This window comes from Sanguibacter suaedae, from assembly GCF_016342785.1.
GTDB lineage: Bacteria > Actinomycetota > Actinomycetes > Actinomycetales > Cellulomonadaceae > Sanguibacter > Sanguibacter suaedae.
In genome coordinates, this window is the sequence record NZ_JAEINH010000004.1 from 40,999 (window position 1) to 67,210 (window position 26,212).

At 72.6% G+C, this 26,212-nt stretch carries 25 protein-coding genes; 16 read left to right on the forward strand and 9 right to left on the reverse strand.

Annotated features, from left to right (window positions below):
• Positions 1-15: 15 nt before the first annotated feature.
• The 4 genes from JAV76_RS05940 to JAV76_RS05955 all read right to left on the reverse strand — a co-directional run bounded on the left by JAV76_RS05940 (position 16) and on the right by JAV76_RS05955 (position 6,017).
• Positions 16-657, reverse strand: a complete 642-nt coding sequence (locus JAV76_RS05940; RefSeq protein WP_198733118.1) for a hypothetical protein — start codon at positions 655-657, stop codon at positions 16-18.
• Positions 658-690: 33 nt separating this feature from the next.
• The gene (locus tag JAV76_RS05945) at positions 691-1,722 is read right to left on the reverse strand and encodes a hypothetical protein (protein ID WP_198733119.1); all 1,032 of its coding nucleotides are present in this window, start codon (positions 1,720-1,722) and stop codon (positions 691-693) included.
• 103 nt (positions 1,723-1,825) lie between these two features.
• Positions 1,826-3,508: a DNA repair helicase XPB gene (locus JAV76_RS05950; RefSeq protein WP_198733120.1), complete on the reverse strand. Its 1,683-nt coding sequence runs from the start codon at positions 3,506-3,508 to the stop codon at positions 1,826-1,828.
• On the reverse strand, positions 3,501-6,017 hold the full coding sequence (locus JAV76_RS05955) for a helicase-associated domain-containing protein (protein WP_198733121.1): 2,517 nt from the start codon (positions 6,015-6,017) through the stop codon (positions 3,501-3,503). The genes JAV76_RS05950 and JAV76_RS05955 overlap by 8 nt, the downstream gene beginning before the upstream one ends.
• A gap of 131 nt (positions 6,018-6,148) precedes the next feature.
• Here JAV76_RS05955 and JAV76_RS05960 point away from each other — a divergent pair, with 131 nt between their 5' ends.
• From JAV76_RS05960 to JAV76_RS05970, 3 genes are read left to right on the forward strand one after another with little or no spacing between them, the layout of a single operon-like run.
• Entirely contained in the window at positions 6,149-6,532 is a 384-nt protein-coding gene (locus tag JAV76_RS05960; RefSeq protein ID WP_198733122.1) for a cold-shock protein, read from the forward strand.
• 2 nt (positions 6,533-6,534) lie between these two features.
• On the forward strand, positions 6,535-7,401 hold the full coding sequence (locus JAV76_RS05965) for a DUF3027 domain-containing protein (protein ID WP_198733123.1): 867 nt from the start codon (positions 6,535-6,537) through the stop codon (positions 7,399-7,401).
• Positions 7,398-10,484, forward strand: a complete 3,087-nt coding sequence (locus JAV76_RS05970; protein WP_198733124.1) for a sacsin N-terminal ATP-binding-like domain-containing protein — start codon at positions 7,398-7,400, stop codon at positions 10,482-10,484. The genes JAV76_RS05965 and JAV76_RS05970 overlap by 4 nt, the downstream gene beginning before the upstream one ends.
• On the opposite strand, the gene JAV76_RS05975 is transcribed toward JAV76_RS05970, so the two are convergent.
• From JAV76_RS05975 to flgN, 5 genes are read right to left on the reverse strand one after another with little or no spacing between them, the layout of a single operon-like run.
• Positions 10,466-11,761 carry an EAL and HDOD domain-containing protein gene (locus JAV76_RS05975; protein ID WP_198733125.1) on the reverse strand — a complete coding sequence of 432 codons (1,296 nt, stop codon included), beginning with the start codon at positions 11,759-11,761 and terminating at the stop codon, positions 10,466-10,468. The genes JAV76_RS05970 and JAV76_RS05975 overlap by 19 nt on opposite strands.
• Before the next feature lie 46 nt (positions 11,762-11,807).
• A complete protein-coding gene (locus tag JAV76_RS05980; protein WP_198733126.1) occupies positions 11,808-12,197 on the reverse strand; it encodes a flagellar assembly protein FliW in 390 nt (129 codons plus the stop codon).
• Complete coding sequence (gene flgL / locus JAV76_RS05985; protein ID WP_198733127.1) at positions 12,194-13,075, reverse strand: flagellar hook-associated protein FlgL; 882 nt, start codon at positions 13,073-13,075, stop codon at positions 12,194-12,196. Before flgL ends, JAV76_RS05980 begins: the two co-directional genes overlap by 4 nt.
• The gene (gene flgK, locus JAV76_RS05990; RefSeq protein WP_198733128.1) at positions 13,072-14,457 is read right to left on the reverse strand and encodes a flagellar hook-associated protein FlgK; all 1,386 of its coding nucleotides are present in this window, start codon (positions 14,455-14,457) and stop codon (positions 13,072-13,074) included. The genes flgL and flgK overlap by 4 nt, the downstream gene beginning before the upstream one ends.
• Positions 14,458-14,470: 13 nt before the next feature.
• Positions 14,471-14,959, reverse strand: coding sequence for a flagellar export chaperone FlgN (gene flgN / locus JAV76_RS05995; RefSeq protein WP_198733129.1), 489 nt, complete (start codon positions 14,957-14,959; stop codon positions 14,471-14,473).
• Positions 14,960-15,330: 371 nt separating this feature from the next.
• Between flgN and JAV76_RS06000 the strand changes: the two genes are divergently transcribed.
• The 13 genes from JAV76_RS06000 (at position 15,331) to JAV76_RS06060 (ending at position 26,202) form a co-directional block, all read left to right on the forward strand.
• Positions 15,331-16,221, forward strand: a complete 891-nt coding sequence (locus JAV76_RS06000) for a sigma-70 family RNA polymerase sigma factor (RefSeq protein WP_230401938.1) — start codon at positions 15,331-15,333, stop codon at positions 16,219-16,221.
• Positions 16,222-16,438: 217 nt separating this feature from the next.
• A complete protein-coding gene (locus JAV76_RS06005) occupies positions 16,439-17,593 on the forward strand; it encodes a flagellin N-terminal helical domain-containing protein (RefSeq protein ID WP_198733130.1) in 1,155 nt (384 codons plus the stop codon).
• 140 nt (positions 17,594-17,733) lie between these two features.
• The gene (gene fliD, locus JAV76_RS06010) at positions 17,734-19,128 is read left to right on the forward strand and encodes a flagellar filament capping protein FliD (protein ID WP_198733131.1); all 1,395 of its coding nucleotides are present in this window, start codon (positions 17,734-17,736) and stop codon (positions 19,126-19,128) included.
• A gap of 42 nt (positions 19,129-19,170) precedes the next feature.
• Complete coding sequence (gene fliS / locus JAV76_RS06015; RefSeq protein ID WP_198733132.1) at positions 19,171-19,614, forward strand: flagellar export chaperone FliS; 444 nt, start codon at positions 19,171-19,173, stop codon at positions 19,612-19,614.
• A 16-nt stretch (positions 19,615-19,630) separates the two neighbouring features.
• Entirely contained in the window at positions 19,631-19,954 is a 324-nt protein-coding gene (locus JAV76_RS06020) for a hypothetical protein (RefSeq protein ID WP_198733133.1), read from the forward strand.
• A 140-nt stretch (positions 19,955-20,094) separates the two neighbouring features.
• Complete coding sequence (gene flgB, locus JAV76_RS06025) at positions 20,095-20,436, forward strand: flagellar basal body rod protein FlgB (RefSeq protein ID WP_198733134.1); 342 nt, start codon at positions 20,095-20,097, stop codon at positions 20,434-20,436.
• Positions 20,437-20,446: 10 nt separating this feature from the next.
• Positions 20,447-20,851 (forward strand): flagellar basal body rod protein FlgC, encoded by a 405-nt coding sequence (gene flgC / locus JAV76_RS06030; protein ID WP_198733135.1) that lies wholly within the window; start codon positions 20,447-20,449, stop codon positions 20,849-20,851.
• The gene (gene fliE / locus JAV76_RS06035; RefSeq protein ID WP_198733136.1) at positions 20,851-21,180 is read left to right on the forward strand and encodes a flagellar hook-basal body complex protein FliE; all 330 of its coding nucleotides are present in this window, start codon (positions 20,851-20,853) and stop codon (positions 21,178-21,180) included. The genes flgC and fliE overlap by 1 nt, the downstream gene beginning before the upstream one ends.
• Complete coding sequence (fliF, locus tag JAV76_RS06040) at positions 21,180-22,781, forward strand: flagellar basal-body MS-ring/collar protein FliF (RefSeq protein WP_198733137.1); 1,602 nt, start codon at positions 21,180-21,182, stop codon at positions 22,779-22,781. Before fliE ends, fliF begins: the two co-directional genes overlap by 1 nt.
• Positions 22,778-23,797 (forward strand): flagellar motor switch protein FliG, encoded by a 1,020-nt coding sequence (fliG, locus tag JAV76_RS06045; protein WP_198733138.1) that lies wholly within the window; start codon positions 22,778-22,780, stop codon positions 23,795-23,797. The genes fliF and fliG overlap by 4 nt, the downstream gene beginning before the upstream one ends.
• Positions 23,787-24,446, forward strand: coding sequence for a FliH/SctL family protein (locus JAV76_RS06050; RefSeq protein WP_198733139.1), 660 nt, complete (start codon positions 23,787-23,789; stop codon positions 24,444-24,446). Before fliG ends, JAV76_RS06050 begins: the two co-directional genes overlap by 11 nt.
• Complete coding sequence (locus JAV76_RS06055) at positions 24,443-25,762, forward strand: FliI/YscN family ATPase (RefSeq protein ID WP_198733140.1); 1,320 nt, start codon at positions 24,443-24,445, stop codon at positions 25,760-25,762. Before JAV76_RS06050 ends, JAV76_RS06055 begins: the two co-directional genes overlap by 4 nt.
• A complete protein-coding gene (locus tag JAV76_RS06060) occupies positions 25,759-26,202 on the forward strand; it encodes a flagellar FliJ family protein (RefSeq protein ID WP_198733141.1) in 444 nt (147 codons plus the stop codon). The genes JAV76_RS06055 and JAV76_RS06060 overlap by 4 nt, the downstream gene beginning before the upstream one ends.
• Positions 26,203-26,212 lie beyond the last annotated feature (10 nt).

Below are 26,212 nucleotides of genomic sequence, written 5' to 3' on the forward strand. Positions count from 1 at the left end.
GGGACACCACCGAACTCACGAACAGTCCTCGACGGTGATGGTGTGCCCCGACACCTTCCACGTGCCCGACTCCCTCAGGACGGTCGTGTGCGCCACGTACGTCGGGCTGCTCCCGTCCTCGAGCGCGGAGACGGTCCTGTCGGCGAACTCGACGGTGACCTCCCGTCGGTCTGCGCAGGAGGTGACGAGTGCCACGTCGCCGTCGACCGCCTCCACCGTGAGGGAGGAGAAGATCGTGCGTCCTCCGAGGACGGCGGGGTCGCCGCTGGTGAGCGTGGTGATGCGCTCCTGGAAGAACGGCGCGACCGATCCCGTGGTGACCTCGGCGACCGTCTCCGACAGGGAGGCCGTCGTGTTGGTGAACCACACCTCGTGCTCGAACTGCTGGTAGGTGTTGAGGATGTCGGCCTCGTCGCCGCTGACGTCCGGGAGGTCGCTGAAGACCAGCCCGACGCTCTCGTCGGTGTGGTCGACGAGGACGCCTTCCTGGGGTGCTTCCGATGTGGGGGTCTCGGTAGGGGGAACGGGGTCCGCGGTGGCCGAGGTCGGTGAAGGCTCCGGCTGGGTCCCCTGGTCGCTGCATCCGGTCAGGGCGATCGCGCCCACCAGGACGGCGGGAAGCAGCATCGCGCGGATGCGCGCAGGGTCAGGGGACATCGGGAACCTCACGTTCGCGGGTGCAGCGGGGTGCTACTGGACGATGGTCTGGATCTCGGCGACGGGGATGTCGGCCTGGCCGGTGGTGGTCTGGGTGTCGAGGGGGCCTTGGTCGGTGCCGTTGGCGGTCCAGGAGGTGGCCCAGCCGGTGGTGATGGTCAGGGGTGTGGTCCTGGTGGGTCGATTGGCGCTGGAGCGGGCGAAGGCGATGGTGCAGTCGGAGCGTGCGCCGTCGGTCCAGGGGGTGCCGGGGCTGGTGCAGGTGGTGGGGGGTGTGTCGGGTGCGCTGAGGGTCATGGTCTCGAAGCTCGCGGTGACGGTGGCGGAGTTGGTGCCTGCGGTGGCGGTGACGTAGAGCTCGGTGACGGGGTCCTCGAGCCATACCCAGGTGTCGATGCCCACGACGGTGGCGTCGTTGGTCTCGCTGCGCGGGTTCCAGCCCACGACGGGGTCGGGCAGGGTCATCTCGTCCGCCGCGACGTCACGCAGGACCTCCACCGACACCTCCGGCATCGGCGGCTCCGCCCCCGCAGGCACGAAGATCGCGTTCTCGTGGGCGTCCTGGAGGGCGTTGATCTCGCGCGACGCGTCCGACCACTCCTCGCCCGCCCGCGGGGCATGATCGCAGGAGTAGGTGAACCACCGTCCCTCGGCGTCGTCCTTGTAGGCGTCGTGCCCCTCGTGCGGCACGGTGAACTGCTTGAAGCTGCCGCCGTACAGGCGCGCGTTCTCGTGGAGCGGGCCACCCGGCTCCCATGCTGCGAAGTACTCGGCACCCGTCATGTACGCCTGGTACCAGCACCGCGGCTGGACGGAGACCGTCCTGGTCGTCGTCGGTCCGCTGCTCGTCCGCACACCCGTCCCGGTGACCACGACGGAGATGGATCCTTCGCCGGCGTAGCCCTGCGAGGGGCACCCTCCGGCCTTGCAGCTGTTCGTTTCCGCAGCCTTACCGGGAGGTGCGACGACCGCGGCGGACAGGAGGGCGAGGACGGTGACGGACACGACCCCCACGGCGCGGGACACCGCCGCGCTCACGAGCAGTCCTCGACGGTCGCGGGGCATCGGTGGACCTCACGTTCACGGGTCGACGACAGGTGGGCACTCGTGCCGATGGTAGGTCGTGCCTGCCCGGGACGTGGATGGGGACAAGTCCCCGTCGGTCCCGTCAGTCCACGTGGTCCTCGGTCGCCTGGTCGAGGTCCTCCGCGTCGATGATGCGGTACGCGTAGCCCTGCTCCGCGAGGAACCGTTGCCGGTGCGCCGCGAAGTCCTGGTCGACCGTGTCCCGGGAGACGACGGCGTAGAAGTGCGCGGTGCGCCCGTCGGCCTTGGGGCGCATCACGCGACCCAGCCGCTGGGCCTCCTCCTGGCGGGACCCGAACGACCCGGACACCTGGATGGCGACCGACGCCTCGGGCAGGTCGATGGAGAAGTTCGCGACCTTGCTCACCACGAGCTTCGTGATCTCGCCCGTGCGGAACGCGTCGAAGAGCCGCTGACGCTCCTTGACGGTCGTCGCACCCGTGATGACGGGCGCCCCGATGTGCTCGCCGAGCTCCTCGAGCTGGTCGAGGTACTGGCCGATGACGAGCGTCGGGTCGCCCTCGTGCCGCGCCACGAGCTGCTCCACGATCCGGTTCTTGCCCGGGGCGCACGCCGCGAGCCGGTACTTGTCCTCCGGCTCGGCGGTCGCGTAGAGCATGCGGTCCCGCTCGGGCAGGGTGAGGCGCACCTCGACGCAGTCGGCGGGGGCGATGTACCCCTGGGCCTCGATGTCCTTCCACGGGGCGTCGTACCGCTTGGGGCCGATGAGGCTGAACACCTCGTCCTCCCGCCCGTCCTCGCGGACGAGCGTCGCGGTGAGGCCGAGCCGTCGTCGTGCCTGGAGGTCTGCCGTCATGCGGAAGATCGGGGCGGGCAGCAGGTGCACCTCGTCGTAGACGACGAGGCCCCAGTCGCGGGCGTCGAGGAGCTCGAGGTGCGTGTACACGCCCTTCCGCTTGGTGGTGAGCACCTGGTAGGTCGCGATCGTCACCGGGCGCACGTCCTTGCGGGCGCCCGAGTACTCGCCGATCTCGTCGTCGGTGAGGGTGGTGCGGCGCAGCAGCTCGTCGCGCCACTGCCGGGCGCTCACCGTGTTCGTCACGAGGATGAGCGTGGTGGTGCCGGACCGGGCCATCGCCCCGGCGCCCACGATCGTCTTGCCCGCCCCGCAGGGCAGGACCACGACGCCGGAGCCGCCGTGCCAGAACCCGTCGACGGCGTGCTGCTGGTACGGGCGCATCTCCCAGGGGGTGCCGCCCTTCGAGGGGTCCGTGGGGGACAGGTCGATGGCGTGCTTCTCGCCGTCGACGTACCCGGCGAGGTCCTCCGCGGGCCACCCGAGCTTGAGGAGCACCTGCTTGAGGTGGCCGCGCTCGGACGGGTGCACCACGACGGTGTCGTCGTCCACCCGGTCGCCGAGGAGGCCGGCGGTGCGCCGCGACTTCATGACCTCCGCGAGGACGGCGCGGTCGGTGGCCTGGAGGACCAGGCCGTGCACGGGGTGCTGCGCCAGCTGGAGGCGCCCGTACCGGGACATCGTCTCGGCGACGTCCACGAGCAGGGCGTGCGGCACCGTGTACCGGCTGTAGTCGAGGAGGACGTTCACCACCTGCTCCGCGTCGTGCCCCGCGGCGCGGGCGTTCCACAGCCCCAGCGGCGTCAGCCGGTACGTGTGCATGTGCTCAGGGGCGCGCTCCAGCTCGGCGAACGGCGCGATGGCACGGCGGGCGGCGTCCGCCTGCGGGTGCCCCACCTCGAGGAGCAGGGACTTGTCGCTCTGGACGATGAGTGGTCCGTCAGGCATGCGGCGGCTCCTTCGGGTCGTGCGGCGGGTCGGCGGGCGGGACGCTCCCCGACACCTCGGGCGGTGCTGCGGGCCCTTCGGGGGCGATGTGCTCGACGGCCACGATGCGGTGCACCGCGACGGTGAGCTCGGACTCCCGGGCGACATCGACGGCGCGCAGCCGCCCGGCGTCGACCCGGAGCGGGCGGACCCGGCGGCGTTGCGGGACACCGTGCGCCCCCACCATCTCGAGCCAGACCTCCCGCCCGTCGGCGGCGGCCTCGCGCAGCATGCCCAACGCGACGACGGGCTCCGTTGTTCCGGCACCGTGCGCGCCGACGTGGTCGCCGGAGCGACCCGCACGTGGACCGGTCGACCGGTCCGCGGCCGTGCCCTGGTCCGGCGTGCCCCCCACGTCCTCGGCCCCGGGGTCCGGCACGGGGCGGTCCGGGGGTGTGCTGCGCCGCAGGTCGGCGACGAGACCGGCGAGCCGCTCCCGCCGCACCTCGGGCGGGACCGCCGCGACCGGCCGCGCGGCGTGCACGAGCCGTCGAGCACGCCGACCCGTGACCCGGACGCGGGGGGTGCGCCGGTCCGCGTGGACGATCTGCCCGTCGGGGCCCTCCATCGCGGGAGCGACGCCACGCTCGCGCAGCGCGGCGAGGACCTGCCCGATGGGCGCCGCGGCCACGAGGACGGTGGGGGCGACCCGGAACATGCCGAGGGCGTGCAGCCGCGGGTCGTCGACGATCCCGGCGAGGAGGGCCGGGTCCTCGACCCGCACGTAGCTCGCCGCCGCCCCCACGCGGACCTGGCCATGACGGCGGGCCGCGTCGCGCACGAGGTACTCGAGCGGCTGCGGCACGGGTGTCGGGGAGTGCGCGGCCAGCTCGGCGAGGAGCTCCTCGCCGGTGCGGCCCGCGTCGAGCGCACGCGTCACGGAGGCGGGGGAGAACCGCACGGTGAGGGCGGCACCGCGCGACTCGACGTCGGCGGACTCGGCGACGAGCGCCTCGAGCGTCGGCGACGGACGCCCGGGGACGACGCCGGTGAGGTCGCCCTGGAGGAGGAGGTCGTCGACGGCCTCGGGGAGTAGCGCGTCCAGCCGCTCCCCGAGGGCCGTCACCGCGCCGGCGTCCGGGACCGTCTGGGCGGGCACGTCGGCGAGGACGTCGCCCGTGGGGGCCAGTGCGCCCGCCCCGGTGAGACCGAGGAGGTGCGCCTCGTGGAGGATCGCCGCGAGGGTCTCGACGGGCGGCACCGATCGTGGTGTCCGCCACCGCAGGACCGCGAGGACGTCGTGCGCGCTCAGGGGCGCGAGCGGCGCCGACCGCAGCACACCGAGGACCTCACCACGCAGCCGTGGAGCCCAGGACCGGTGGAGCTCGGGGTCGAGCGCGTTGCGCAGGACGCCCTTGTCGTCGCGGGAGCCGACGAGCCAGGGGGCGCGGGCGGACGGCAGCCACGCGGAGGCGAGGGCGGCCCAGCGCTGGGCGACGTCCGCCTCGAGCCAGTCGTCGGCGTCGAGGGTGGGCGAGTACGACGCGGGGTCGTCGCCGTCGTCCGCCACGAGACCGGCCATGGCGGCGAGCTCGACGACGAACGCGGTGGTCGTCTGGTCCGTCTCGAGACGCTGGGCGAGTCGTCGCAGCTCCCGGACGCCGAGGCCGCCCGCCTTGAGGGCGTGCGGCGGGACCTCCTGCCAGTCGAGGAGCACCTCGGTGACGAACCGGACGACCTCCTGGGCGCTGCGCACGGCCTCGGCGTCGACCGTGGGGCGTGCGCGCTGCTCGGCGGGCGGTTCCGGGGGGCGGGGGAGGCCGCGGTGCGTGCGGCCGCCGCGCAGGGCGAGCCCGACGTGTCGCGGCAGCAGGATGTGCTGGGCGTCGGCGTGCCGGACGAGACCGTGCCGCACCAGCCACCTCGTCGGGACGGCCGTGGGGCTGCCCGCGGTGCTCGGCACGCGTCCCACGGGTGGGCCCCACATGAGGGCGGCGAGGATGCTCCGGGCCCCGGGGGGTGCGTCGTCCAGGGCGCCGAGGACGTCCTCGACGTCGTCCGCGTCGACCGGGCCGTCCTCCTGCGGTGCGGTGGCCGGGCGCTCGGGGGAGCGGTCCGGCGGGCCCAGACCCGCCGGGTAGGCGTCCTGGATCTCGTCGACGCCCGGGGCCACGCGCAGCGCGGTCCCGTCGGGGCTCCACACGAGGGCGAGGGACTCGAGGTCGGCGAGCACGGCGAGCACGTCGGCGGCGTGGCCCGGTGCGGGGTCGTCGGGCGCGGTCGCCTCGACGAGACGGTCCGCGGTCACGGTGGTGCCGGCCCCGCCGAGGACGGCGACGGACTCGAGGACCACGAGGTGGGCCGCGTCGAGGGTGCTCGCGGCACGGTGGAGGCTCGCGCGGCTCGTGGCGCGCGCCGCGAGCGACAGCAGGGTGGCGGGCGACGGCGACGCGAGGTCGGGCCTGTGGTCGAGCAGCGCGACGAGCTGCTCGTCGGAGCGAGCGCGTACCCAGTCGCTGAACGTGGCCATCCGCACGATTTTACGGTCCTGCGGCGTGGATCCGCTCCGCGGCGCGCGGCCGACGGGCGGGCGAAGGTCGGAGCAGCACCCGTACCGGTATCGTTGGACCCCTACATCCCGACGAGCACCACGAGGTCCACGTGCCCACCGGCAAGGTCAAGTTCTTCGACGCCGAACGCGGTTTCGGCTTCATCGCCAGCGAGGACGGCGAGCAGGTCTTCCTGCACGCCTCCGCGCTCCCCGATGGCGTCACCGCGCCCAAGCCCGGCACCAGGGTCGACTTCGGGGTCGCGGACGGTCGCAAGGGGCCCCAGGCCCTGTCCGTCAAGCTCCTCGACCCGGTCCCCTCGGTCGCCAAGGCCCAGCGCAAGCCCGCCGACGACATGGCCGTCATCATCGAGGACGTCATCAAGCTCCTCGACGGTGTCGGCAACTCGTTGCGGCGCGGCCGCTACCCCGAGAAGAGCGCTGCCGCCAAGGTCGCCACCGTGCTGCGTGCCGTCGCCGACGACATCGAGGTCTGAGCATGACAGCTGCCACCATGAGCACCACTACCGCCACCCGCCGCACGCGGACGTCGCGCCCCAAGCCCGACGCCGTGCTCCTCGCCGCCGTGGACGTCGCCCTCGAGGCGGCGCGCCAGGACGCCGAGCACCCGTCGGACGTCGGCGAGCACCTCGGTGCGTCGACCGACAGCGACCGCCTGGTGTCCCACAGGTTCGCGTGCACCATGCGCGGCTACCGCGGGTGGCACTGGACGGTCACGCTGGCGCGCGTCCCCCGCGGCAAGGTCGCGACCGTGTGCGAGGTCGAGCTCCTGCCGGGCGACGGGGCCATCCTCGCGCCCGAGTGGCTGCCCTGGTCGGAGCGGCTGCGCCCCGGGGACATCGGTCCCGGCGACGTCCTGCCCTTCCAGGCCGACGACCCGCGTCTGGAGCCGGGCTACGAGCCCACGGGTGACGACGAGCAGGACCGCGTCGCCATCGAGGAGCTCGCGCTCGCCCGGGCACGCGTCCTGTCCTTCGACGGCAGGGCCGAGACCGCGGCCCGCTGGTACGAGGGCCTCCAGGGGCCGACGTCCCCGTCGGCCGTCCAGTCCGCGGAGGGGTGCGGGTCCTGCGGGTTCCTCGTCCCGCTGCAGGGCGCGCTCGGCCAGGTGTTCGGCGTGTGCACCAACGAGTGGTCCGCCGACGACGGCCGCGTCGTCGCCCTCGACCACGGGTGCGGCGCGCACTCCGAGACCGACGTCGCACCGCACCCCACGGACTGGCCGGCGCCCGATCCCGTGATCGACGAGATGCACCTCGAGCTCGTCGAGACGAGGACCCCGGCTGCCGAGGACACCCCGGTCCCGGCTGACGAGACCACCACGGAGCCGGCGCCCGAGCAGTGACCGACCCGTTCGGGACCCGCGAGCTGCGTGCCGCGGTCCTCGACGCGTGGCGGGCGTCGCCCGCACGGTTCCGCGAGGACGCCAACACGGAGGAGGACCACGCCCGCGGTTACTACCGCGACCGCGTGGTCGTCGAGCTCGCCCAGAACGCCGCCGACGCGGCGGCCCGCTCCGGCGCCCCCGGACACCTCCACCTGACCTTCCGCCGACGCGACGACGGGCACCACACCCTCGTCGCGTCGAACACCGGGCAGCCGCTCGACGCCGCCGGGGTCGCGTCCCTGGCCTCCATGCGCGCCTCCGCCAAGCGGGCCGCCCCCGACCACCGGGCACCAGCCACGGTGGGGCGCTTCGGTGTGGGGTTCTCCGCCGTCCGCGCGGTGTCGGACGACGTCACGCTCGCCACGGCGGAAGGAGCCGTGCGGTTCTCCCTCGCCGGCACGCGCGACGCGCTCGCCGGTCTCCTCGGCACCGAGGGCACCGGGGACGCAGAAGTGACCCTTGCCGCCGAGGTCGCCGCCCGTGGCGACTCGCTCCCCGTGCTCCGACTCCCGCACGGCGGTCCGCCGGCCCCCGTGCCCCACGGTTTCGCGACGACCATCGAGCTGGTCCTGCGCGACGACGCCGCGGTCGCATCGGTCCGCGACCAGCTCCGCGCGGTGGACGACGCCCTCCTCCTGGCACTCCCGGCCCTCGCGGAGGTCCGCCTCGACGACGAGGGGGACGTCCGGTCGGTGCGCGACGTCCCGGCCCGCTGGGTGTCGGTGACCCGCACCGGCGACGTCCCGGCAGAGCTCCTCGAGGACCGCCCGGTCGAGGAACGCACCGCCACGCGGTGGTCGGTCACGTGGGCCGTGCCCCGTCCCTCGATGGGCGGCGCCGTCCCGGGCGTCGTGCACGCCCCGACCCCGACGGACGAGCCCCTGACGCTCCCGGCCCTCCTCGTCGCGACGTTCCCGCTGGACCCCTCCCGCAGGCACGTCGCGGACGACGCCCTCGCCCGGTACGTCACCCGCCACGCCGCCTCGGCGTACGCGGACCTCGTGCCCCACGTCCCGGACCCGCTGCACCTCGTGCCCACCGGTCTGCCGTCGGGGCGCCTCGACGCCGCGCTCCACGAGGGGGTCCTCGACGCGCTGGCCGGGGCGCCACTGGTGGGCGGTCGACGGCCCGCGGACGTCGTCGCCGTGCCCGGGGCGTCCCCGGGCCTCGTGGCCGCGCTCGCACCCACGGGCCTCGGGGTGGTCGCACTCGACCGGCGGCACACGGCCGCGGCGCGCGTCCTCGGCATCCGGACCTGGACGCTGCCCGACGTCGTCGACGCGCTGCCCGACGGCCTCGCGCCCGCCTCGTGGCGCGGTGTCTACGCGGCGCTCGCCCCCGACGTCGACTCCTCGCGCGAGCTCCGCGAGGCGCTCGGCGGCGTCCTCGTCCCCCTCGCCGACGGGACTACCGCGCGCGGCCCGCGCGGCCTCGTCCTGCCCGGCGACGCCCTTGCGGGCGCCGAGGACCTCGCCCTGCTGGGCGCCAGGGTGGTCCACCCCGACGCGGCCCACCCCCTCCTGGAGGCGCTCGGGGCGGTCCGCGCCGACGGACCTGCCGTCCTCGACCTGCCCGCGCTCGAGACCGTCGTCCGGGACGCGGACGACCTCCTCGACGCCCGCCCGTCGGACGACGACGCCTGGCCCGAGGAGATCGAGGCGCTGCTGCGCGTCGTCGGACGTGCCCTGCGCGGAGACCCCCTCCGCGACCCCGCGCCCGGCGCGGGGCGCCCCGCCTGGTTCGCCGACATCCCCGTCCCCTGCGACGACGACCGCTGGTCCCCGGTGGGGGAGACCGCGCTCGCGGGGTCGTGGGCCGCGCAGCACCTCGACCTACCCGTCGTCGTCGTGCCCGACGGGTGGTGGGCTCCTGGCGAGCGCCTGCTCGGGGCACTCGGTGCCAGGAGCGACCTCGTCGTCGTGCGCCACGAGCACGTCACCGGCGGACCGGACCTCGACGTCGCGGGGTGGGCCGACTACGACGCGTCCCTGTGCGCGGCGCTCGGCCGTGGCGAGGACGTCGGGGAGGTCGCGCTCGTGGCCGACCTCGACGTCGTCCACGACGACGCGTGGGGCGCGGTCGTGGAGCGGATCGTGGCGGACCCCACGCTGCGCGGGGCGCTCCTGGGACCGGTGCGCCCCGTGGGGCGCGCCGGTCACGAGGCCGTGTCGTACACCGCGTGGTTCCTGCGCGACGTCCTCGGGGCGCCCTTCTCCGACCGGCCCGGGTGGACCGCGCTGCCGGCGGTCCCGCCGGAGCTCCGAGGTGTGGAGGACACCGCGGTCCTCGTGGCGCTCGGCGCGGTCCGCGACGAGACCGGTCTCCGCGACCTCCTGGTGGCCGCGGACCCTGACGTGTGGGATGTGGTGCTCGACGGACTGCCCGACGCGGGGACGGCGCTGCCCCTCGACCTGGCACTGGCCGTGTGGGAGGCGCTGCGGAGCGCCGCCGCGGCAGGCGTCAAGATCGATGCGGGGAGGGTGCCGGCGTTGCGGGCGGGTGGTGCACGGGTCGCGGACCGCGACGAGGCCGTCGTCGCCTGGCAGCCCATGTGGTCGCAGGTCCGGACCGTGGTGCCCGTCCCGGACGCCTCGGCGGCGGACGTCGTGGCCGAGGCCCTCGACGTCCCGAGCACCGAGGACGTCTCGGTGACCCTCCAGGGTGGCGACGTCACGACGGAGCGACAGGTCCCCGAGGCGGTGCGGACCGCCGTCCCCGGGCTCCCCGGGCGCTGGACGGAGCACGACGCGCTCGCCGTCGACGGGACCGAGGTCGACTGGTGGGTCACGGCCGACGGTGGTGCGCACGTGCGCGACGCCTCGCCCGGCGCGCACGGTGCACCGCTGCGGTGCGTCGCCGCGGCCCTCGCGCAGGCGGCGGGCCGCTGGGCGGACCGGTACGTCGTCGAGGTCCTCCTCGGCGACCCGGCACGGGCGCGCGACGTCGCAGCCGGCGAGGCGTGGGACGCCGCACCGGCGGCGCGGCCCGGGACCCCGCAGGGCCCGGGCGACGCCGGGGGCGGTCAGCCGAAGTTCAGCTGACGGACCGTCTCGAGGGCCCACGGCAGGGCCGTGAGGTACGCCTGCGCGACCTGCTCCGGCGTCCAGGCCGTGTCGACGATCGCGTCGGTGTCACCCTGCTCGTGCGCGACGACGGCGCGCAGCGTGGCCCCGAGGTCGCCCTCGAAGTCCGACAGTGCGGAGGCGACCTCGTCGGAGACGAGGGTCTTCTGGACGAGCATGTCGATGGGGATGCCCGTCTCCTCCGCGAACGCGGAGAGCAGACCGACCGTGTACGCGGTGTCGTCGCCCATGAGCTCGCGGCACGCGGCCGCACGAGCGAGGAGGAACCACAGTGCGTCCATGTGCTGCACGCGGGAGCTGATGAGCGACGCCATGACCAGGGTGGTCAGACGGGTCGGACCGAGCATGACGATCGCCCTGTGCAAGGAGTCGACGCGCTGCGGGAGGCCGATCGCCACGGAGTTCACGAGGTGCAGGACGCGCACGGCCATCTCGGGGTCGCTGCCGAGGACCTCGGCGATGCGCCCGGTGTCGACCTCGTCGGCCGACAGCAGGCGCACGACCTCGAGGCACTGGATCTCGCCCGGGGCCAGCGCGCGGGGCACGGCGGCCTCCGTGTGCTGGTAGATGGAGCCCATGATGTAGTCGAAGCCGAGCGCCCAGGCCTTGGCCGGACCGGCCTTGCCGCGGACGTTCTCCGCGACGACGGTGACCCCGGCGTTGTGGGCCGTCTCGACGAGGCCCGACAGGTCGAGCTCGTTGTCGGAGATGTCGATCATCACGTGGCTGACGAACGGCAGGAGGGCCCGCTGGCCGGGCTGGTCGGTGTACTTCACGAGGATCGAGCGGATCTTGCGGCCGGCGAGGCCGACGACGTGCTCGGCACCGTCGGGGCGGCGCGTCACGTCGGGGTGCAGGAGGAGGCCGATCCCGCCCGAGCTGTGCGGCAGGGACTGGGTCCCGTCGAGCATCTCCGGGGTGCCCCAGATGAACGCAGGGCGGTCCGCGATGTACTTCTCGAGGTCGAGGGTGCGGTACGCCTCGTGGAGGGCGGCGGTGATCTCCTCGGGGTCGGTCCCGAGGGACGACGTGAGGGTGAGCGCGTACGCGAGGACGGCGCGCTGGCGGTCGACGATCGCGAGCCTCCCGAAGGACGGCGCCTTCGGTGCTGGGCGCACGACGGCGGGAGCCGTCGCGGCTGCGGGGGAGGCGTCGACGGAGGGCGCCTCGTCCCCCTCGTGGGGCACGGCGGGCGCGTCCGTCTGGTTCGGCGTCAGCGAGCTCGTGTGGTCCATGGTGTTCCTCTTCGGGTTCCGCGCCGGGGCGCGTGGAGCGTGCGGGTCAGGCGGCGACGAGCGGGGCTCGGACGGGCCACGGTGTGCCCTCGAGGATGACCTGGAGCGCGGCTCCGGTCTCGGTGTTGAGCACCACGGGTGCGAGGAGGTTCGCGGTGGTGGTCGACGTGTCGGAGCCGGGGGTGACGATGACGAGGACGGCACGCTTCTGCTCGTCGGCCTCGCCGAGGCCGAGGGCGTCGAGCGCGTCGCGCGCGATGGTGGGCTCGTACTCCGCGAAGTACGGGCCGGGCTGGATGACGAACAGGCGGGTGGAGCCGTCGGTGCCACCACGGAGGCTGAACAGCAGCCCCTGGTCGTCGATCTGCGTGAGGGCGAAGTCCTGGGCGGAGGTGAGCCCGGGGAGCCCTTCGAGGAAGTGGACGTCGGTGATCACTGGAGGTAGTCCATGAGGCTGGGCTGCAGGACGCGGGCGGTGGCACCGAGGGCCGCCTGGTAGGCGACCTCCTGCATCTGGAGCTCGATGATGGTCTGGGCGAGGTCGATGTCCTCGACGCCCGACAGGTCGCTCTTGAGCGACAGGCTCTGGCTGGACAGGGTCGCCTGGGCGCTGGTGAGCTGGTTGGTGCGGGCACCGACGCTCGAGGCGACGCTGAGCATGGAGCGGATCCTGTCGTCGATCTGGCTGAGGGCGTCGGAGACGTTGTCGGCGGGGTCGCGCAGGCGGGCCGCGACGTCGTCGAGGAGGGCGAACACGGAGGTGGCGCCGCTGCCGTAGACGGCGGTGCCGTCGGCGTCGACGCGCACGGTGGTGGCGGCGCCGATGCGGCGCTCGACGGGACCGAAGGTCGGGGTGGCGGTGCCGTCGGCAGCGAAGGCGGGCCCGTTGGAGGACCCGGCGAAGACGGAGCGGCCGATGTACGTGGTGTTCGCCTGGCCGAGGAGGGCGTCGCGGATGCCCTCGAGCTCGACGGCGACCGCTTCGCGTGCCTCCCGGTTGAGCGACCCGGTGTTGGCTCCCTGGACGACGAGGTCGCGGGCGCGCTGCATGAAGTTCACGGAGCTGGTGATGGCGGTGTCCACCGTGGTGAGCCAGCTGAGTCCGTCCTGGGTGTTGCGCGCGTACTGGTCGGCGGCGCGCTGCTCCTTGCGCAGCGCCATGGCCTCCGCGGCCTTGGCCGGGTCGTCGGAGGCCTTGTTGATGACCTTGCCGCTCGAGGCCTGCGCCTGGAGGGTGGACATCTTCGTGAGGTTGGCCTGGAGGTTCGCGAGCGACGTGCGCTGCGCGGACTGGTGGGTGACTCGGGTGATCATCGTCCGACGACTCCTGTCCGGTTGATCAGCTGGTCGAGCATCTCGTCGATGGCGGTCATGACACGGGCTGCGCCCTGGTAGGCGCGCTGGAAGGCGAGCATGTTCACGCTCTCCTCGTCGAGGTCGACGCTCGTCTGGGAGAGCTGCAGGCCCTCCGCGGTGGCGCGGGCGGTCTCGGCGACGGTGGCGCTCTGCGCGGTGGCCTTGGCCTGGACGCCCACGCCCACGACGAAGGACGACCACAGCTTGTCCGGCCCGTCCTTCGCGATGCCGATCTGGGAGATCGCGTCGGCGATGGAGTTGTCGGTCCCGCCGATCCCGGTGACGAGCTGCGCGGGGTCGGTGACGGCGACGGCCATGCGGAGCGCGGCCGGGTCCCCACCGACGGAGAAGAACTCCTGGCCGGTGTGCAGGGCGTTCACGGAGTCCGCGAGGCGGGTCGCGAGGGTGTTGTAGGACGCGGCGGCCTCGGCGAGGAGTCCACCGGTGCCCTGGGCGTTGGTCGGGGCCAGGACGGTGAGGACCCCTGCGAGCTCGCCGCCGCTGAGCGCGGCGTCGGACGCGGGCGTGCGGTCCCACTGGACGCGGAGAGGATCCGTCTGGGACTCGACCATCCCTGTGGCGCCGGTGAGGCGGATCTTCTGCGAGGTGGTCCCGGAGACCAGGGGGTTGCCCCCGATGTTCACGTCCGCGGTGCCGTCGGAGCTCTCCCTGACGGTCGCGCCCGCGAGGGCGGAGAGCGAGGTGGTGAGCACGGTCCGCTGGTCGATGAGCTCGTTGGCGTTCCCGCCGGAGACCGTGATGCTCCGGATCTTCTCGTTGAGCTCGGCGACCGACCGTGCGGCGGTGTTGATGTCGGCGACGAGGGCCTCCGCCTTGCCGCGCGTCTGCTCCCACTGGGTGGTGACGGCGGCGTAGCCGGTGGCGATGGAGCGCTGCGCCGACTTGCCGGCCTCGATGAGGACCTGGCCGGTGGCCGCGCTGTCGGGGCTGTTGCTGACGTCCTGCCAGGTGGCCCAGAAGTCGGAGAGCTGCTGGGCGATGCCGTTGGTGCCGGGCTCCGCGATGGTGGACTCGAGCCGCTTGTAGGCGTCGGTCCGTGCGGAGAGGAAGGCGGCCGACGACGTGGTGGTGCGGACGCGGGCGTCGAGGAAGAGGTCGCCGAGCCGCGAGATGCTCGCGGTCTGGACGCCGTTGCCGATGCCGCTGCCGGAGGAGAACATCGTGGCGCTCTGGCCCGAGCCCACGGACTGGAGCTCAGCCCGCTGGCGGGTGTAGCCGACCGTGTTGGCGTTGGCGATGTTCTGCCCGGAGACCTCGAGGGCCTGACGCTGGGCGGTGAGCGAGGAGAGGGCTGTGGACAGTCCGGAGAATGTGCTCATCAGGGGTTCGGCCTCAGAAGTTCTGGTCGAGGAGGCGTGCGGTGACCTCGTGCCGGTTGGTACCGGTGGAGCCGCTCGCGTCGTACGTGTGGGCGTCGTGCTGGAGGTTCGCGAGCGCTTCCTGCGTGGCGCGGTGCGACGTGGAGAGCAGCTCCCGGTTGCCTGCGGCGAGGGAGTCGATCTGCGCGGTGAGCTCGAGGAAGGCCTGCCGGTGGGCGCGCAGGAGCTCGTCCCACGGCTCGGGGGCACGCTCGGCGAGCTGTTGGAGGCTGGGGCCGGGCTCGAGGCCCAGCTGGGTGGCGACGGTGTCGGACTCGACCGACCGGCCGAGCTCGATCTCCCGGATCTGCTCGAGGACGTTCTCCACCTCACGCGTCGCGTGGCCGAGCCACCGGGTCTTGCCGGCGGTGAGGAGCAGCTGCTCCTCCTCGAGCTTGAAGAGGAGTAGCTCGAGGAGCTGCCGCTCGCGCCACAGGACGCTGGTCAGCGCTTGCAGGCTCATCTAGGTCACAACTCCTGTCTGGTCGGACTCTGGACGAAGGTCCGTGCTCCCCGGAGGGTGTTCTGCAGGGACGTTCTCCGGTCACATCGGACGTCGGGGGGTCTCCATGAGAGTTTTTGACCCGGTCATCCTCGAGCGGGGTGCCCGACCTCAGCATAGGGGGGTCCCCATCACCCGGCACGGGCGTCCGATTCGCGTCGTTGCAGGTGGGAACACCTATCTCTGATACCGATCTCATACCCTCGGTCAGTCTTCGGGTAGGCGCATGGGGACTTCTCCCCATTGCCCGGAAGTGCCGGTCGTGCATCGGGCCGGGTGAAAGGATGCTTGAAGCCTTGAGTTCCGGGGGTATGTGCCCTGATTCTTAAGCCATGCAGCCGATGGATACGGACCAGGCACAGCTGGTCACAGACAACCTCCCGCTGATCGGGTACCACGTCAGCGAGATGCTCATGCGCGTGCCTTCCCACGTGTCTCGCGACGACCTCGCCTCGGCGGGTGCCCTCGCTCTCGTCCAGGCTGCTCGTGCCTACGACGCCACCACCGGGGTGCCGTTCAACCGGTACGCCGCGATCCGCATCAAGGGCGCGATGGTCGACGAGCTCCGCTCGATGGACTGGGTCTCCCGCGGCGCCCGCCAGCGTGCCCGCCAGGTGACCACCGTCGCCGACGACCTCACCTCTGAGCTGGGCCGCACGCCCACCCGTGAGGAGGTCGCCGCCGCCCTCGGTGTCGACGCCTCCCAGGTCGAGGCCGCCCGCGGCCACGCCGCCACCCGCGTCCTGAGCCTCGAGGGCTACGACGGTGCCCTCGCCGACGTGCTCCCCGCCCGGGAGATCGGCCCCGAGGAGTCCCTCCTCGTCGACGAGCGCCTCCGTTACCTCCACGCAGCCGTCGAGACGCTCCCCGAGCGTCTCCGCACCGTCGTCGAGCAGGTCTTCTTCGAGGACCGCTCCGTCACGGACATCGCCAAGGACATGGGTGTCACCCAGTCCCGCGTCAGCCAGCTGCGCGCCGAGGCGATGATCCTCCTGCGCGACGGCCTCAACACCCACCTCGACCCGGCACAGGTCCCCGCGGCCGCCGCACCCGAGGGCGTCGCCCAGCGTCGCCGCGAGAAGTACTTCACGTCGATCGCGGAGCGCGCCGCACGCAACGTGCACAGCGTCGCCATCGCCGGGGCCTCGCTCGCCGGCGCCGCCTCCGTCCCTGTGGTGCACCCGGAGGCAGGGCAGTCGCCCGGCCTCGTCGCCGTGGGTTAACGGTCACAACTCCATCACGCTGCTGCTGTCAGGGCCGCTCCCCACCCCGGGGGAGCGGCCCTGACCGCGTCCCGGGTGCCCCCGGGACGAGCCCCTGCAGAACTCGTCGAAGAAAGTTCTGGAAAAACCTCATGCACACCCGGGGGTACCCGATAGGCACAGTGGCAGCCCACGGACGGGCACCGCACCTCGGCCCCACTCACGGAAGAAGATCATCATGGGTCTCTCGATCAACCAGAACATCGCGGCAGTCAACTCCTACCGCAACCTCTCCAACACGCAGAACGACCTCGGCAAGTCGCTGGAGAAGCTCTCCTCCGGCTTCCGGATCAACCGCGCCGCGGACGACGCAGCCGGTCTGGCGATCTCCGAGGGCCTGCGCTCGCAGGTCGGTGGCCTCAAGGTCGCCGCTCGTAACGCTCAGGACGGCATCTCCGTCGTCCAGACCGCTGAGGGTGCGCTCACCGAGACGCACGCCATCCTCCAGCGTCTGCGTGACCTGGGTGTCCAGGGCGCCAACGACTCCAACAACACGGAGGCGCGTGCCAACATCCAGACCGAGGCCGACGAGCTCGTCAAGGAGCTCGACCGCATCGGTAGCTCCACCAACTTCAACGGCACCAAGCTGCTCGACGGCTCGGCCGGCAGCAACACCGGGAAGCTCAGCTTCCAGGTCGGCGCGGGCTCTGGCACGGACAGCCGTATCGAGGTCGACCTGAACAAGGCCAACGTCGTCAAGGTCGCCGAGGCGCTCACCTCGGGCAGCGGCGCTGTCGTCGGCACGTCCGTCGAGGTCGCCACCCCGACCGCCGTGGAGGGCGAGTACACCTTCGCCTCCGCCGCCGGCGCGAGCGTGACGGTGGACCTCGGTGCTGCGGACAGCCACAAGTCGGTCAACGACGTCGCCGGTGCCCTCAACAAGGACGCCGCGTTCGCCCAGAACTTCACCGCCTCGGTGAACAAGGACAACGAGCTCGTCGTCAAGGCGAAGACGGGCGACGCCGTCACGGTCACCGCCGAGACCGGCGCTGCCGGTATCGACGCCGCGACCGCTGCGGACGTCCTCGGTGGTCTGAGCTTCACGGACCACGCGTCCTCGCAGGCCTCGATCGACCTGATCGACGACCAGATCAAGTCGGTCTCCTCGGCTCGCGCCGAGCTCGGTGCCATGCAGAACCGCTTCGAGCACACCATCAAGAACATCAACGTCTCCGTGGAGAACCTCTCGGCCTCCGAGAGCCGCATCCGCGACACCGACATGGCGTCCGAGATGGTCAGCTTCACCCGTGCGCAGATCCTCTCGCAGGCCGGCACGTCGATGCTCGCTCAGGCCAACCAGATCCCCCAGGGCGTCCTCTCGCTCCTGCGGTGATCCGGTCCCTGACCGGCTCGTAGCACCACCAGCATCACCAGCACGACACGGCACGACCCGCGGACCGGCGGTGGGGAGCACCCCCACCGCCGGTCAGCGGCGTATGCAGGCGCAGCGCACACCGAAGCGGAGAACAGCTCATGGCAGGTATGGGGATCGACGGGCTCGCGAGCGGGCTCGACACCACAGCACTCATCTCCCAGCTCATGCAGGTCGAGGCCATGCCCCAGACCCTGCTCAAGGCGTCCCAGACGAAGACGACCTCGATCGTCGCCGCGCTGCAGTCCCTCAACACCAAGGTCGCCTCCCTCGCCGAGGCCGCCACCAAGGCCACCAAGCCCGCCTCGTGGGACGCATACACCGCAGCCTCCTCCTCCGTCGCGACGACGGCCAAGGCCTCCGCGACGGCACAGCCCGGCAGCGTGAGCTTCACCGTCGACCAGGTCGCCAGCACCCAGATCACCGTGACCGGTGAGGTCAAGGACGATGGCTCACTCGTCACCTCGGTCCCCCCTGCCCTGACGATCAAGAAGCACGACGGCACGCTCGTCTCCGTCAAGCCGACCACAGGGTCCCTCAGCGACATCGCCAAGGCGATCAACGACTCACCCACCGCGGGCGTCAAGGCCAGCGTCGTCCGCGTCTCCGGCGGTGCCGAGCCGACCTACCGTCTGCAGCTCACCGGGACGGAGACCGGCACCACAGGATCCTTCGAGGTCTACGCAGGGTCGTACGCGACGGCGGCCGACCTCCCCGCGGGGGGCCGCCTCGACGCGACCCAGGTCCGCGCATCACAGGACGCGAAGATCACCCTGTGGAAGGGTGTCCCGAACCTCGAGAAGTCCTTCGCCCAGGCCTCCAACACCTTCAGCGGTCTCATGACCGGCGTCGACGTGACCGTCACCAAGGTCACCGCGGAGGGTGAGGACCCCACGACCATCACCGTCGCCCGTGACGACGCCGCCGTGAAGAAGCTCGCGTCGAGCATCGTCGGCACCCTCGGCGTCGTCTTCTCCGACATCGCATCCCGCACCGCCACGACCACCACCACGGGCACCGACGGCCGCACAGTCGTGACCGGTGGCCTCCTGAGCGGCGACAGCGCGGTCCGATCGCTCCAGCAGCGTCTGCAGACAGCCGCCTCGTATCCCGTCGACGGGTCGTCGCCCTCCGAGGTCGGCATCGTGATCGGTCGCGACGGGACGTTCACGTTCGACGAGGCCAAGTTCACCGCCGCGCTCGCGGCCGACCCGGCGAAGACGCAGAAGATCGTCTCGGGGATCGCCAAGAACGTCGCTGAGGTCGCGACGCAGGCGTCGGACAAGGTCGACGGCAGCCTCACCAAGAAGATCACCAACAGCGAGGGCACCGTGAAGACCCTCGGCGACCAGATCTCCGACTGGGACCGCCGGCTCGAGATCCGCCGGACGTCGCTGCAGCGCACCTACTCGGCGCTCGAGGTCGCGATGAGCAGCATGCAGTCCAAGTCGTCGTGGCTCGCGTCGCAGCTCTCCTCGCTGCCCTCCTACTCCTGACCCTTCCCTCACACCCCCGAGGGCCCTGCCGATAGGTCTGGTATGACGACGAACTCTGACGCGCAGCGTTCGCAGTTTCTCAACGACACTGTGCTCAGCGCGAGCCCCGCACGGCTGCTCACCATGCTCTACGACCGGCTGATGCTCGACCTCGACCGGGCCGAGCGTGCCCAGCGGGCCGAGGACCACACCGAGGCCGCCGCGCAGCTCACGCACGCGCAGGACATCGTCAGCGAGCTCATGGTGACGCTCGACGAGGACGTGTGGGACGGCGCCACCGCGCTCATGGCGCTCTACGGGCACATCCTCAACGAGCTCATCCAGGCGAACGTCACGCACGACGCCGACCGCACCGCGTCGGTCCGCGCCACCGTCGACCCCCTGCGCATGGCGTGGCACGAGGCCGCCGCCGAGCTCGCCTCGGCCGCACCCGCCCCGCAGGCCGCCCCTGCCACGACGGGCACCGGCCTCCTCGGTGTCGGCTGACGTGCCGGGCACGGCCGTGGCAGAACCCTGGACCGACGCCTGGTCCCACGCCCTCGACGCGTTCGAGATGGACGTCGCCGAGGCGGAGGCCCTCATCGCCGCCGGGCACCTCATCGACAGCGCACCCGCGTCGACCGCGCTCGCGTGGCAGGCGCCCACCAACCTCGGGCCGCTCCCCGGGTCGCTGCGCGACCGCGCCGCCCGGATCCTCGAGCGTCAGCTCGACATGGCCGCCCGCCTCGCGGACGCCGCCCGCAGCACACGGCAGCAGATGAGGGTCGTCGACGACCTCCGCAAGCAGGCGCCCGTCACCCCGGTGTACATCGACACCATCGGGTGAAAACGCTGTCACCCGGGTTATGCCGGGCGCAGGAAACTCTCATACGTCGCGCATCGCGCCGATAGGGAGGGTGAGCCAGGAAGGCTCGCGCATCAGGCCATGGATCGGCCGCACCACCTACGAAACCCTTGGGGTCGGTCGTGTTCGATTCAGTGACCTTTGTGGCGCTCAACAGCGCCCTCGACGGCCTGGCGCTGCGCCAGCGCGTGATCGCCAACAACGTGGCGAACGTCAACACGCCCAACTACCTCGCCGGCCGCGTCCAGTTCGAGGACGCCCTCGCGTCGGCGGTCTCCCGCGGCACCGGAGCCGCGAGCGCCACGCAGGCCCGCTCCCTCGAGCCCACCCGCCTCGACGGCAACAACGTCAACCTCGACGCGGAGACGCTGCTCAACGTCGACACCAACCTGCGCTACCAGCTGGCCACCCAGGCCGTCGACGGGAGCTTCTCGTCGCTGCGTATCGCCATGAGGACGAGCTGAGGACCCTGAGATGACGACATTCGGAGCCATCGGCATCGCGAGCACCGGGATGACCGTGAGCCGCAAGTGGTTGGACGCCGTGAGCGACAACCTCGCCAACATCAACACCGTGCGCGGGACCGACGAGGACGCGTTCCAGGCGCGCTACGTCGTGGCCACCGCCGTCGGGTACCCCGAGAACGGGCAGGGCGTGCAGGTCGCCGGCATCGAGCTCGGGTCCGCCGAGGGCCGCATGGTCTTCGAGCCCGACCACCCCCTCGCCGACGCCGGCGGGTACGTGAAGTACCCCGAGATCGACATGTCCAGCCAGATGACCCAGATGATCATGGCGCAGCGGGGCTACCAGGCCAACGCCGCCGTCGTCGACCGTGCCAAGGCCACCTACGAGGCCGCCCTCCAGATCGGACGCAGCTGATGATGATCCCCGCCCTCGACGGAATCTCCGCCATCGGCGCCGCCGGCGCCGTCACCCCCACCGGGTACGTCCGGCCGGGGGAAGGTACGGCTCCCACGTCCGACGTCTCCGGCGCGTTCGGGTCGATCCTCTCCGGTGCCGTCGACAACCTCGACGGCCTCCAGCGGACGTCCAACGAGCTCGCGGTCCGCGCAGTCACCGGTGACCTCGACGACGTCCACGACTACACGATCGCCTCCAGCCAGGCGAAGGCCACCCTCGAGCTCACCGCGGCCGTGCGCAACAAGGCCGTCGACGCGTTCACCGAGATCATGAGGATGCAGGCCTGATGCCGCAGCAGATCAGCTCCGCGTTCGGCCGCCTGCTGGCGTCCGTCCGAGAGTTCACCGTCGCCCAGCGCACCCTGGCCCTCATCGGCGCCGCGGTGCTCGTCCTCGGGCTCGTCGCGCTCTCCACATGGATGACCCGCCCCCAGTTCTCCCCGCTGTACACGGACCTCGCGCCGGCCGACGCCAGCGCCATCGTCGACCAGCTCACCACCGAGGGTGTCGTCTACGAGCTCACCAACGGCGGCACGACCGTCATGGTCCCCACCGACCGCGTCTACGACATGCGCCTCAAGGTCGCGGCGAGCGGCGTGTCGCCCACGGCCGACGGCGGGTACTCGCTGCTCGACGACATGGGCATGACCTCCTCGGAGTTCCAGCAGGACGTCACGTACAAGCGGGCCCTCGAGGGCGAGATCGCCGCGACCATCTCCGCCATGAGCGGTGTGGAGCTCGCGACCGTCAAGCTCGCGATGCCCGAGGAGACCGTCTTCGTCGCCGAGACCGCGGACCCCACCGCGTCCGTCTTCGTCCAGACCAAGTCGGGCGTGTCCCTCACCGAGGACCAGGTCCAGTCGATCGTCCACCTCGTGTCCGCGAGCGTCGAGGGCATGGCCACCACGGACGTGGCCGTCATCGACTCCACCGGAACCGTCCTCTCCGCCGTCGGCGGGGCGGGCGCCGCGGGGACGTCGTCCAACAAGCAGACCCTCGCCTACGAGGAGCGCGTCGCGCAGTCCATCCAGTCGATGCTCGACCCGATCGTCGGGCCCGGCAGGGCCGTGGTGTCCGTCACCGCGGACCTCGACTACGACGCCACGGAGCGCACGGAGGAGGTCTTCGAGGCCCCCGAGGACGTGCCCGCCCTCACCGAGCGCAGCACCGTCGAGGAGTACACCGGCAACGGCAACGCCGCGACCGGCGTCCTCGGTCCGGACAACATCGCCGTCCCGGCGAACGGGGCCAACGGCACCGGCGAGTACCGCAACGAGACCAGCGAGTCCAACAACGCCGTGAACAAGGTCACCGAGCACACGGTGACCGCCCCCGGGACGGTGCGCCGCCAGTCGGTGTCCGTCGCCGTCGACCAGGCCGCGGCCGGCGCGGTGAACATGGCCGAGCTCGAGGCGATGGTCGCCGCAGCGGCGGGCATCGACGCCGAGCGCGGTGACGTCGTCACCGTCGCCCGCCTCGCCTTCGACACCGCCGGTGCCGAGGCCGCGCAGACCGCCCTCGAGGAGGCCGCCGCGATCGAGGCCGAGCAGGCTGCCGCCGACCGCATGCGCATGATGATCATCACCGGCGGGGTGCTCCTGGCGCTCATCGTCCTCGCGATCATCATCGCCCGCAGCCGCCGCAAGAAGGAGGACCCGCGCGAGACCCTCGACCTCGGCGAGCTCCAGCTCCTCGAGGAGGCCCGCGCGCTGCAGGCCGCCGAGGCCGCCGCCGACCAGCTCCCCGAGCTGCCGCAGGCCGTCGAGGGCCCCACCGACGAGCAGCTGGCCATCGAGCGCAAGCGCAGCGACGTCGCCGACCTCGTCGACGAGCAGCCGGAGCAGGTCGCCGAGCTCCTCCGCGGCTGGATGGGGGCTGGTTCCCGATGACCACCGCAACCGCGACCCTCACCGGGACCCAGAAGGCCGCCCTGGTCCTCATGCAGATCGGCCGCGACCGCGCCGCCCGCGTCATGTCGCAGCTCGACGAGGTCACCATCGAGGAGCTCACCGCGGAGATCCTCCGCATGGAGCGCGTCGACCGTGCCGTCGCCGACGAGGTCATGGAGGAGTTCCACGCCGTGACCATCGGCGGTGGCTCGGCCGTCAGCAACGGCGGGCTCGGGTACGCCCAGCAGCTCCTCGAGGCGTCCATGGGAGTCGAGCGCGCCCAGAGCATGCTCGACCGCCTCGCCACGAGCATGGCCGGCCAGCCCTTCGAGTTCCTCCAGCAGGCCGACGCCCGACAGGTGCTCGCGCTCCTGTCGGGGGAGCACCCCCAGACGGTCGCACTCGTCCTCGCCCACCTGCGCCCCGAGCACGCGTCGGCCATCATGGCCGGCCTGTCCGGGACCGTGCAGGCCGAGGTCGCCCACCGCATCGCCCTCATGGAGCGCGCCGCCCCCGACGTGGTGAGCGTCGTCGCCGAGTCGCTCCAGCGCAAGGCGTCCACCGTCCTCACCCCGCGCGAGACCTCCGCCATCGGTGGTGTCGACCCCCTCGTCGAGATCATCAACCGCGCCGACCCCGGCACGGAGAAGCTCATCCTCGAGGGCCTCGAGGCCCGCGACAGCGAGCTCGCCGAAGAGGTCCGCAGCCGCATGTTCGTCTTCGGCGACATCGTGCTCCTCGAGGACCGCGCCCTGCAGCTGGTGCTGCGCGGTGTCGAGTCCGCGTCCCTCGCCCTGGCCCTCAAGGGCGCCGGCGTGGGGGAGCGCGACGCCATCATGCGCAACCTCTCCGAGCGTGCCAGCGAGAACCTCACCGAGGAGATCGACATGCTCGGCGCGGTCCGCATGTCTCAGGTGGAGGAGGCCCGCTCGGGCATCGTCCAGGTCATCCGCCGTCTCGAGGAGAGCGGCCAGATCGTCATCCGACGGGACGGGGAGGACGAGTATGTCGACTGACACCTCGACCCAGGGCTCGCACGCGTTCGGTGCGACCCGCCTCACGGTCGTCACCGACGGCCGGGTCCGCGACACCCAGGACCGGGCGCGCGTCGCCGGGTACGCCGAGGGCTTCGCCGCGGGCAGCCGTGCCGCGGCCGAGAGCACCCGGCTCCTCCACGAGCGTCTGCGCTCCGAGGCGGCGGCCGCCCAGGCCGCCCGCACCGCGGAGCTCCGCGGTGCCGTCGCCGCGCTCGAGAGCGCTGCGCAGGCCGCCGCGGCCCGCGTGGTCCCCGTCGTCGACGAGGCCAGGGAGCTCCTCTACTCGCGGGCGTTCGACCTCGCCCGGGCGATCGTCGGCCACGAGCTGTCCGACACCCAGGCGTCCGCCCGCTCCGCCCTGGCGCGCGCCCTCGACGTCCCCCACGAGATCGCGGTCCAGACCGTGCGGCTCAACCCCGCCGACCTCGCCGCGCTCACCACCGCCGGCCCACCCGCCGAGGCACGCGGCGTCGAGCTCGTCGCCGACCCGACCCTCGCACCCGGCGACGCCGTGAGCACCTTCGACGGCGGCTTCCTCGACGCCCGCGTCGAGACCGCCTTCTCGCGGGCCCTCGCCGCCCTCGCCGCCGGCCCCGTCCTCACCCTGAGCCACGGAGGTGCCGCATGACCGCCCTCACCGACGCCTGGACCGGCGTCCTGCGCGCCGCCGCCCCCGAGAGGGTCGGTCAGGTCCGGGCCGCCGTCGGGCTGTCCGTCGACGTCGTGGGCCTCGACTGCGCCCTCGGTGACGTCGTGACCCTCGGCGACCCCCAGCAGGACATGTTCGCCGAGGTCGTCGCCGTCGACGGCGGCACCGCCCGGTGCATGCCCCTCGGCGTCCTCCAGGGCGTGCGACCCGGCCTCGCGGTCCGCGCCACCGGCGGGTCCATGCGCGTCCCGGTGGGGGCCGGCCTCCTCGGCCGCGTCATCGACGGACTCGGCCGTCCCCTCGACGGCAAGGGTCCGCTGGAGGCCACGACGCTCGTCCCGCTCGAGGGCCGCGCGCCGCACCCGCTGGAGCGCCAGCGCGTCGCAGCTCCCCTGAGCCTCGGGGTGCGCACCCTCGACACCCTGACCACCGTCGGCCGCGGGCAGCGCATGGGCCTGTTCGCCGGGTCCGGCGTCGGCAAGTCGACGCTCCTGTCGATGATCGCCCGCGGCACCGAGGCGCAGATCTCCGTCATCGCCCTCGTGGGCGAGCGAGGCCGTGAGGTCCGCGAGTTCCTCGAGGACGACCTCGGCCCCGAGGGTCTCGCCCGGTCCGTCGTCGTCGTCGCCACGTCCGACGAGCCCGCCCTCGTCCGGCTGCGCGCCGCCTTCGTGGCCACGCGCATCGCGGAGCACTTCCGCGAGGCCGCGCAGGACGTCCTCCTCATGATGGACTCCCTCACCCGCGTCGCCATGGCGCAGCGGGAGATCGGCCTGTCCGTCGGAGAGCCCCCCGCGACCCGCGGGTACCCGCCCTCGACGTTCTCCCTGCTCGCCGAGCTCCTCGAGCGGGCCGGCACCTCGGCCCGCGGCTCCGTCACGGGCATCTACACCGTCCTCGTCGACGGTGACGACCACAACGAGCCCATCGCGGACGCGGCGCGGTCCATCCTCGACGGGCACGTGGTCCTCGACCGCAGGCTCGCCGTCGCCGGCCACTTCCCGAGCATCGACGCCCTCGGCTCCATCTCCCGTGTGGCGAGCCGGGTGACCTCACCCGAGCAGCGCCAGGACGCCACGACGCTCCGCAAGGTCATGGCCGCGCGCCGCTCCGTCCAGGACCTCGTGGACGTCGGCGCGTACGTCGCCGGGTCCAACCCCCTCGTCGACGCCGCCCTCGCGAACCAGGGCCGGATCGACGCGTTCCTCCAGCAGGGCGTCGACGAGGCCGCGGCTCCCGAGCAGTCGTGGGCCAGCCTGCGCGCCCTCGTCGGCGGTCTGGGCGTGGCCGCATGAGCCCCACCTTCCCGCTCGGCGGGCTCCTGCGGTTCCGCAAGCTCCAGGAGGAGCAGGCCGCCGCCGACCTGGCCCGCGCCAACGCCGACCGGTGGCGCGCCGAGGCACGGCGCGCGATCGCGACGAACGAGCTGGCCGCCCACGAGCTCGCCACGAACGTCGACGTCGGCACCTGGCGCAAGTCCATCGCGACCCGTTCCGCCCTGCGCGGCATGGTCACGGAGGCCGCCGCGGCCACCGTCACCGCCATGACCGACGTGCAGCGCAGCGAGCTCGCCTGGTCCGACGCCCGCCGACGCTCCGTCCCCCTGGAGAAGCTCGCCGAGAAGCACCTCGTCCGGGAGTCCGTCGAGGACCTCCGCCAGGAGCAGATCGTCCTCGACGAGGTCGCCACCCGCCGCTCGCAGCGCGGGGCGTTCCGCCCGGACGACGTCGCATGACGCCGCACGG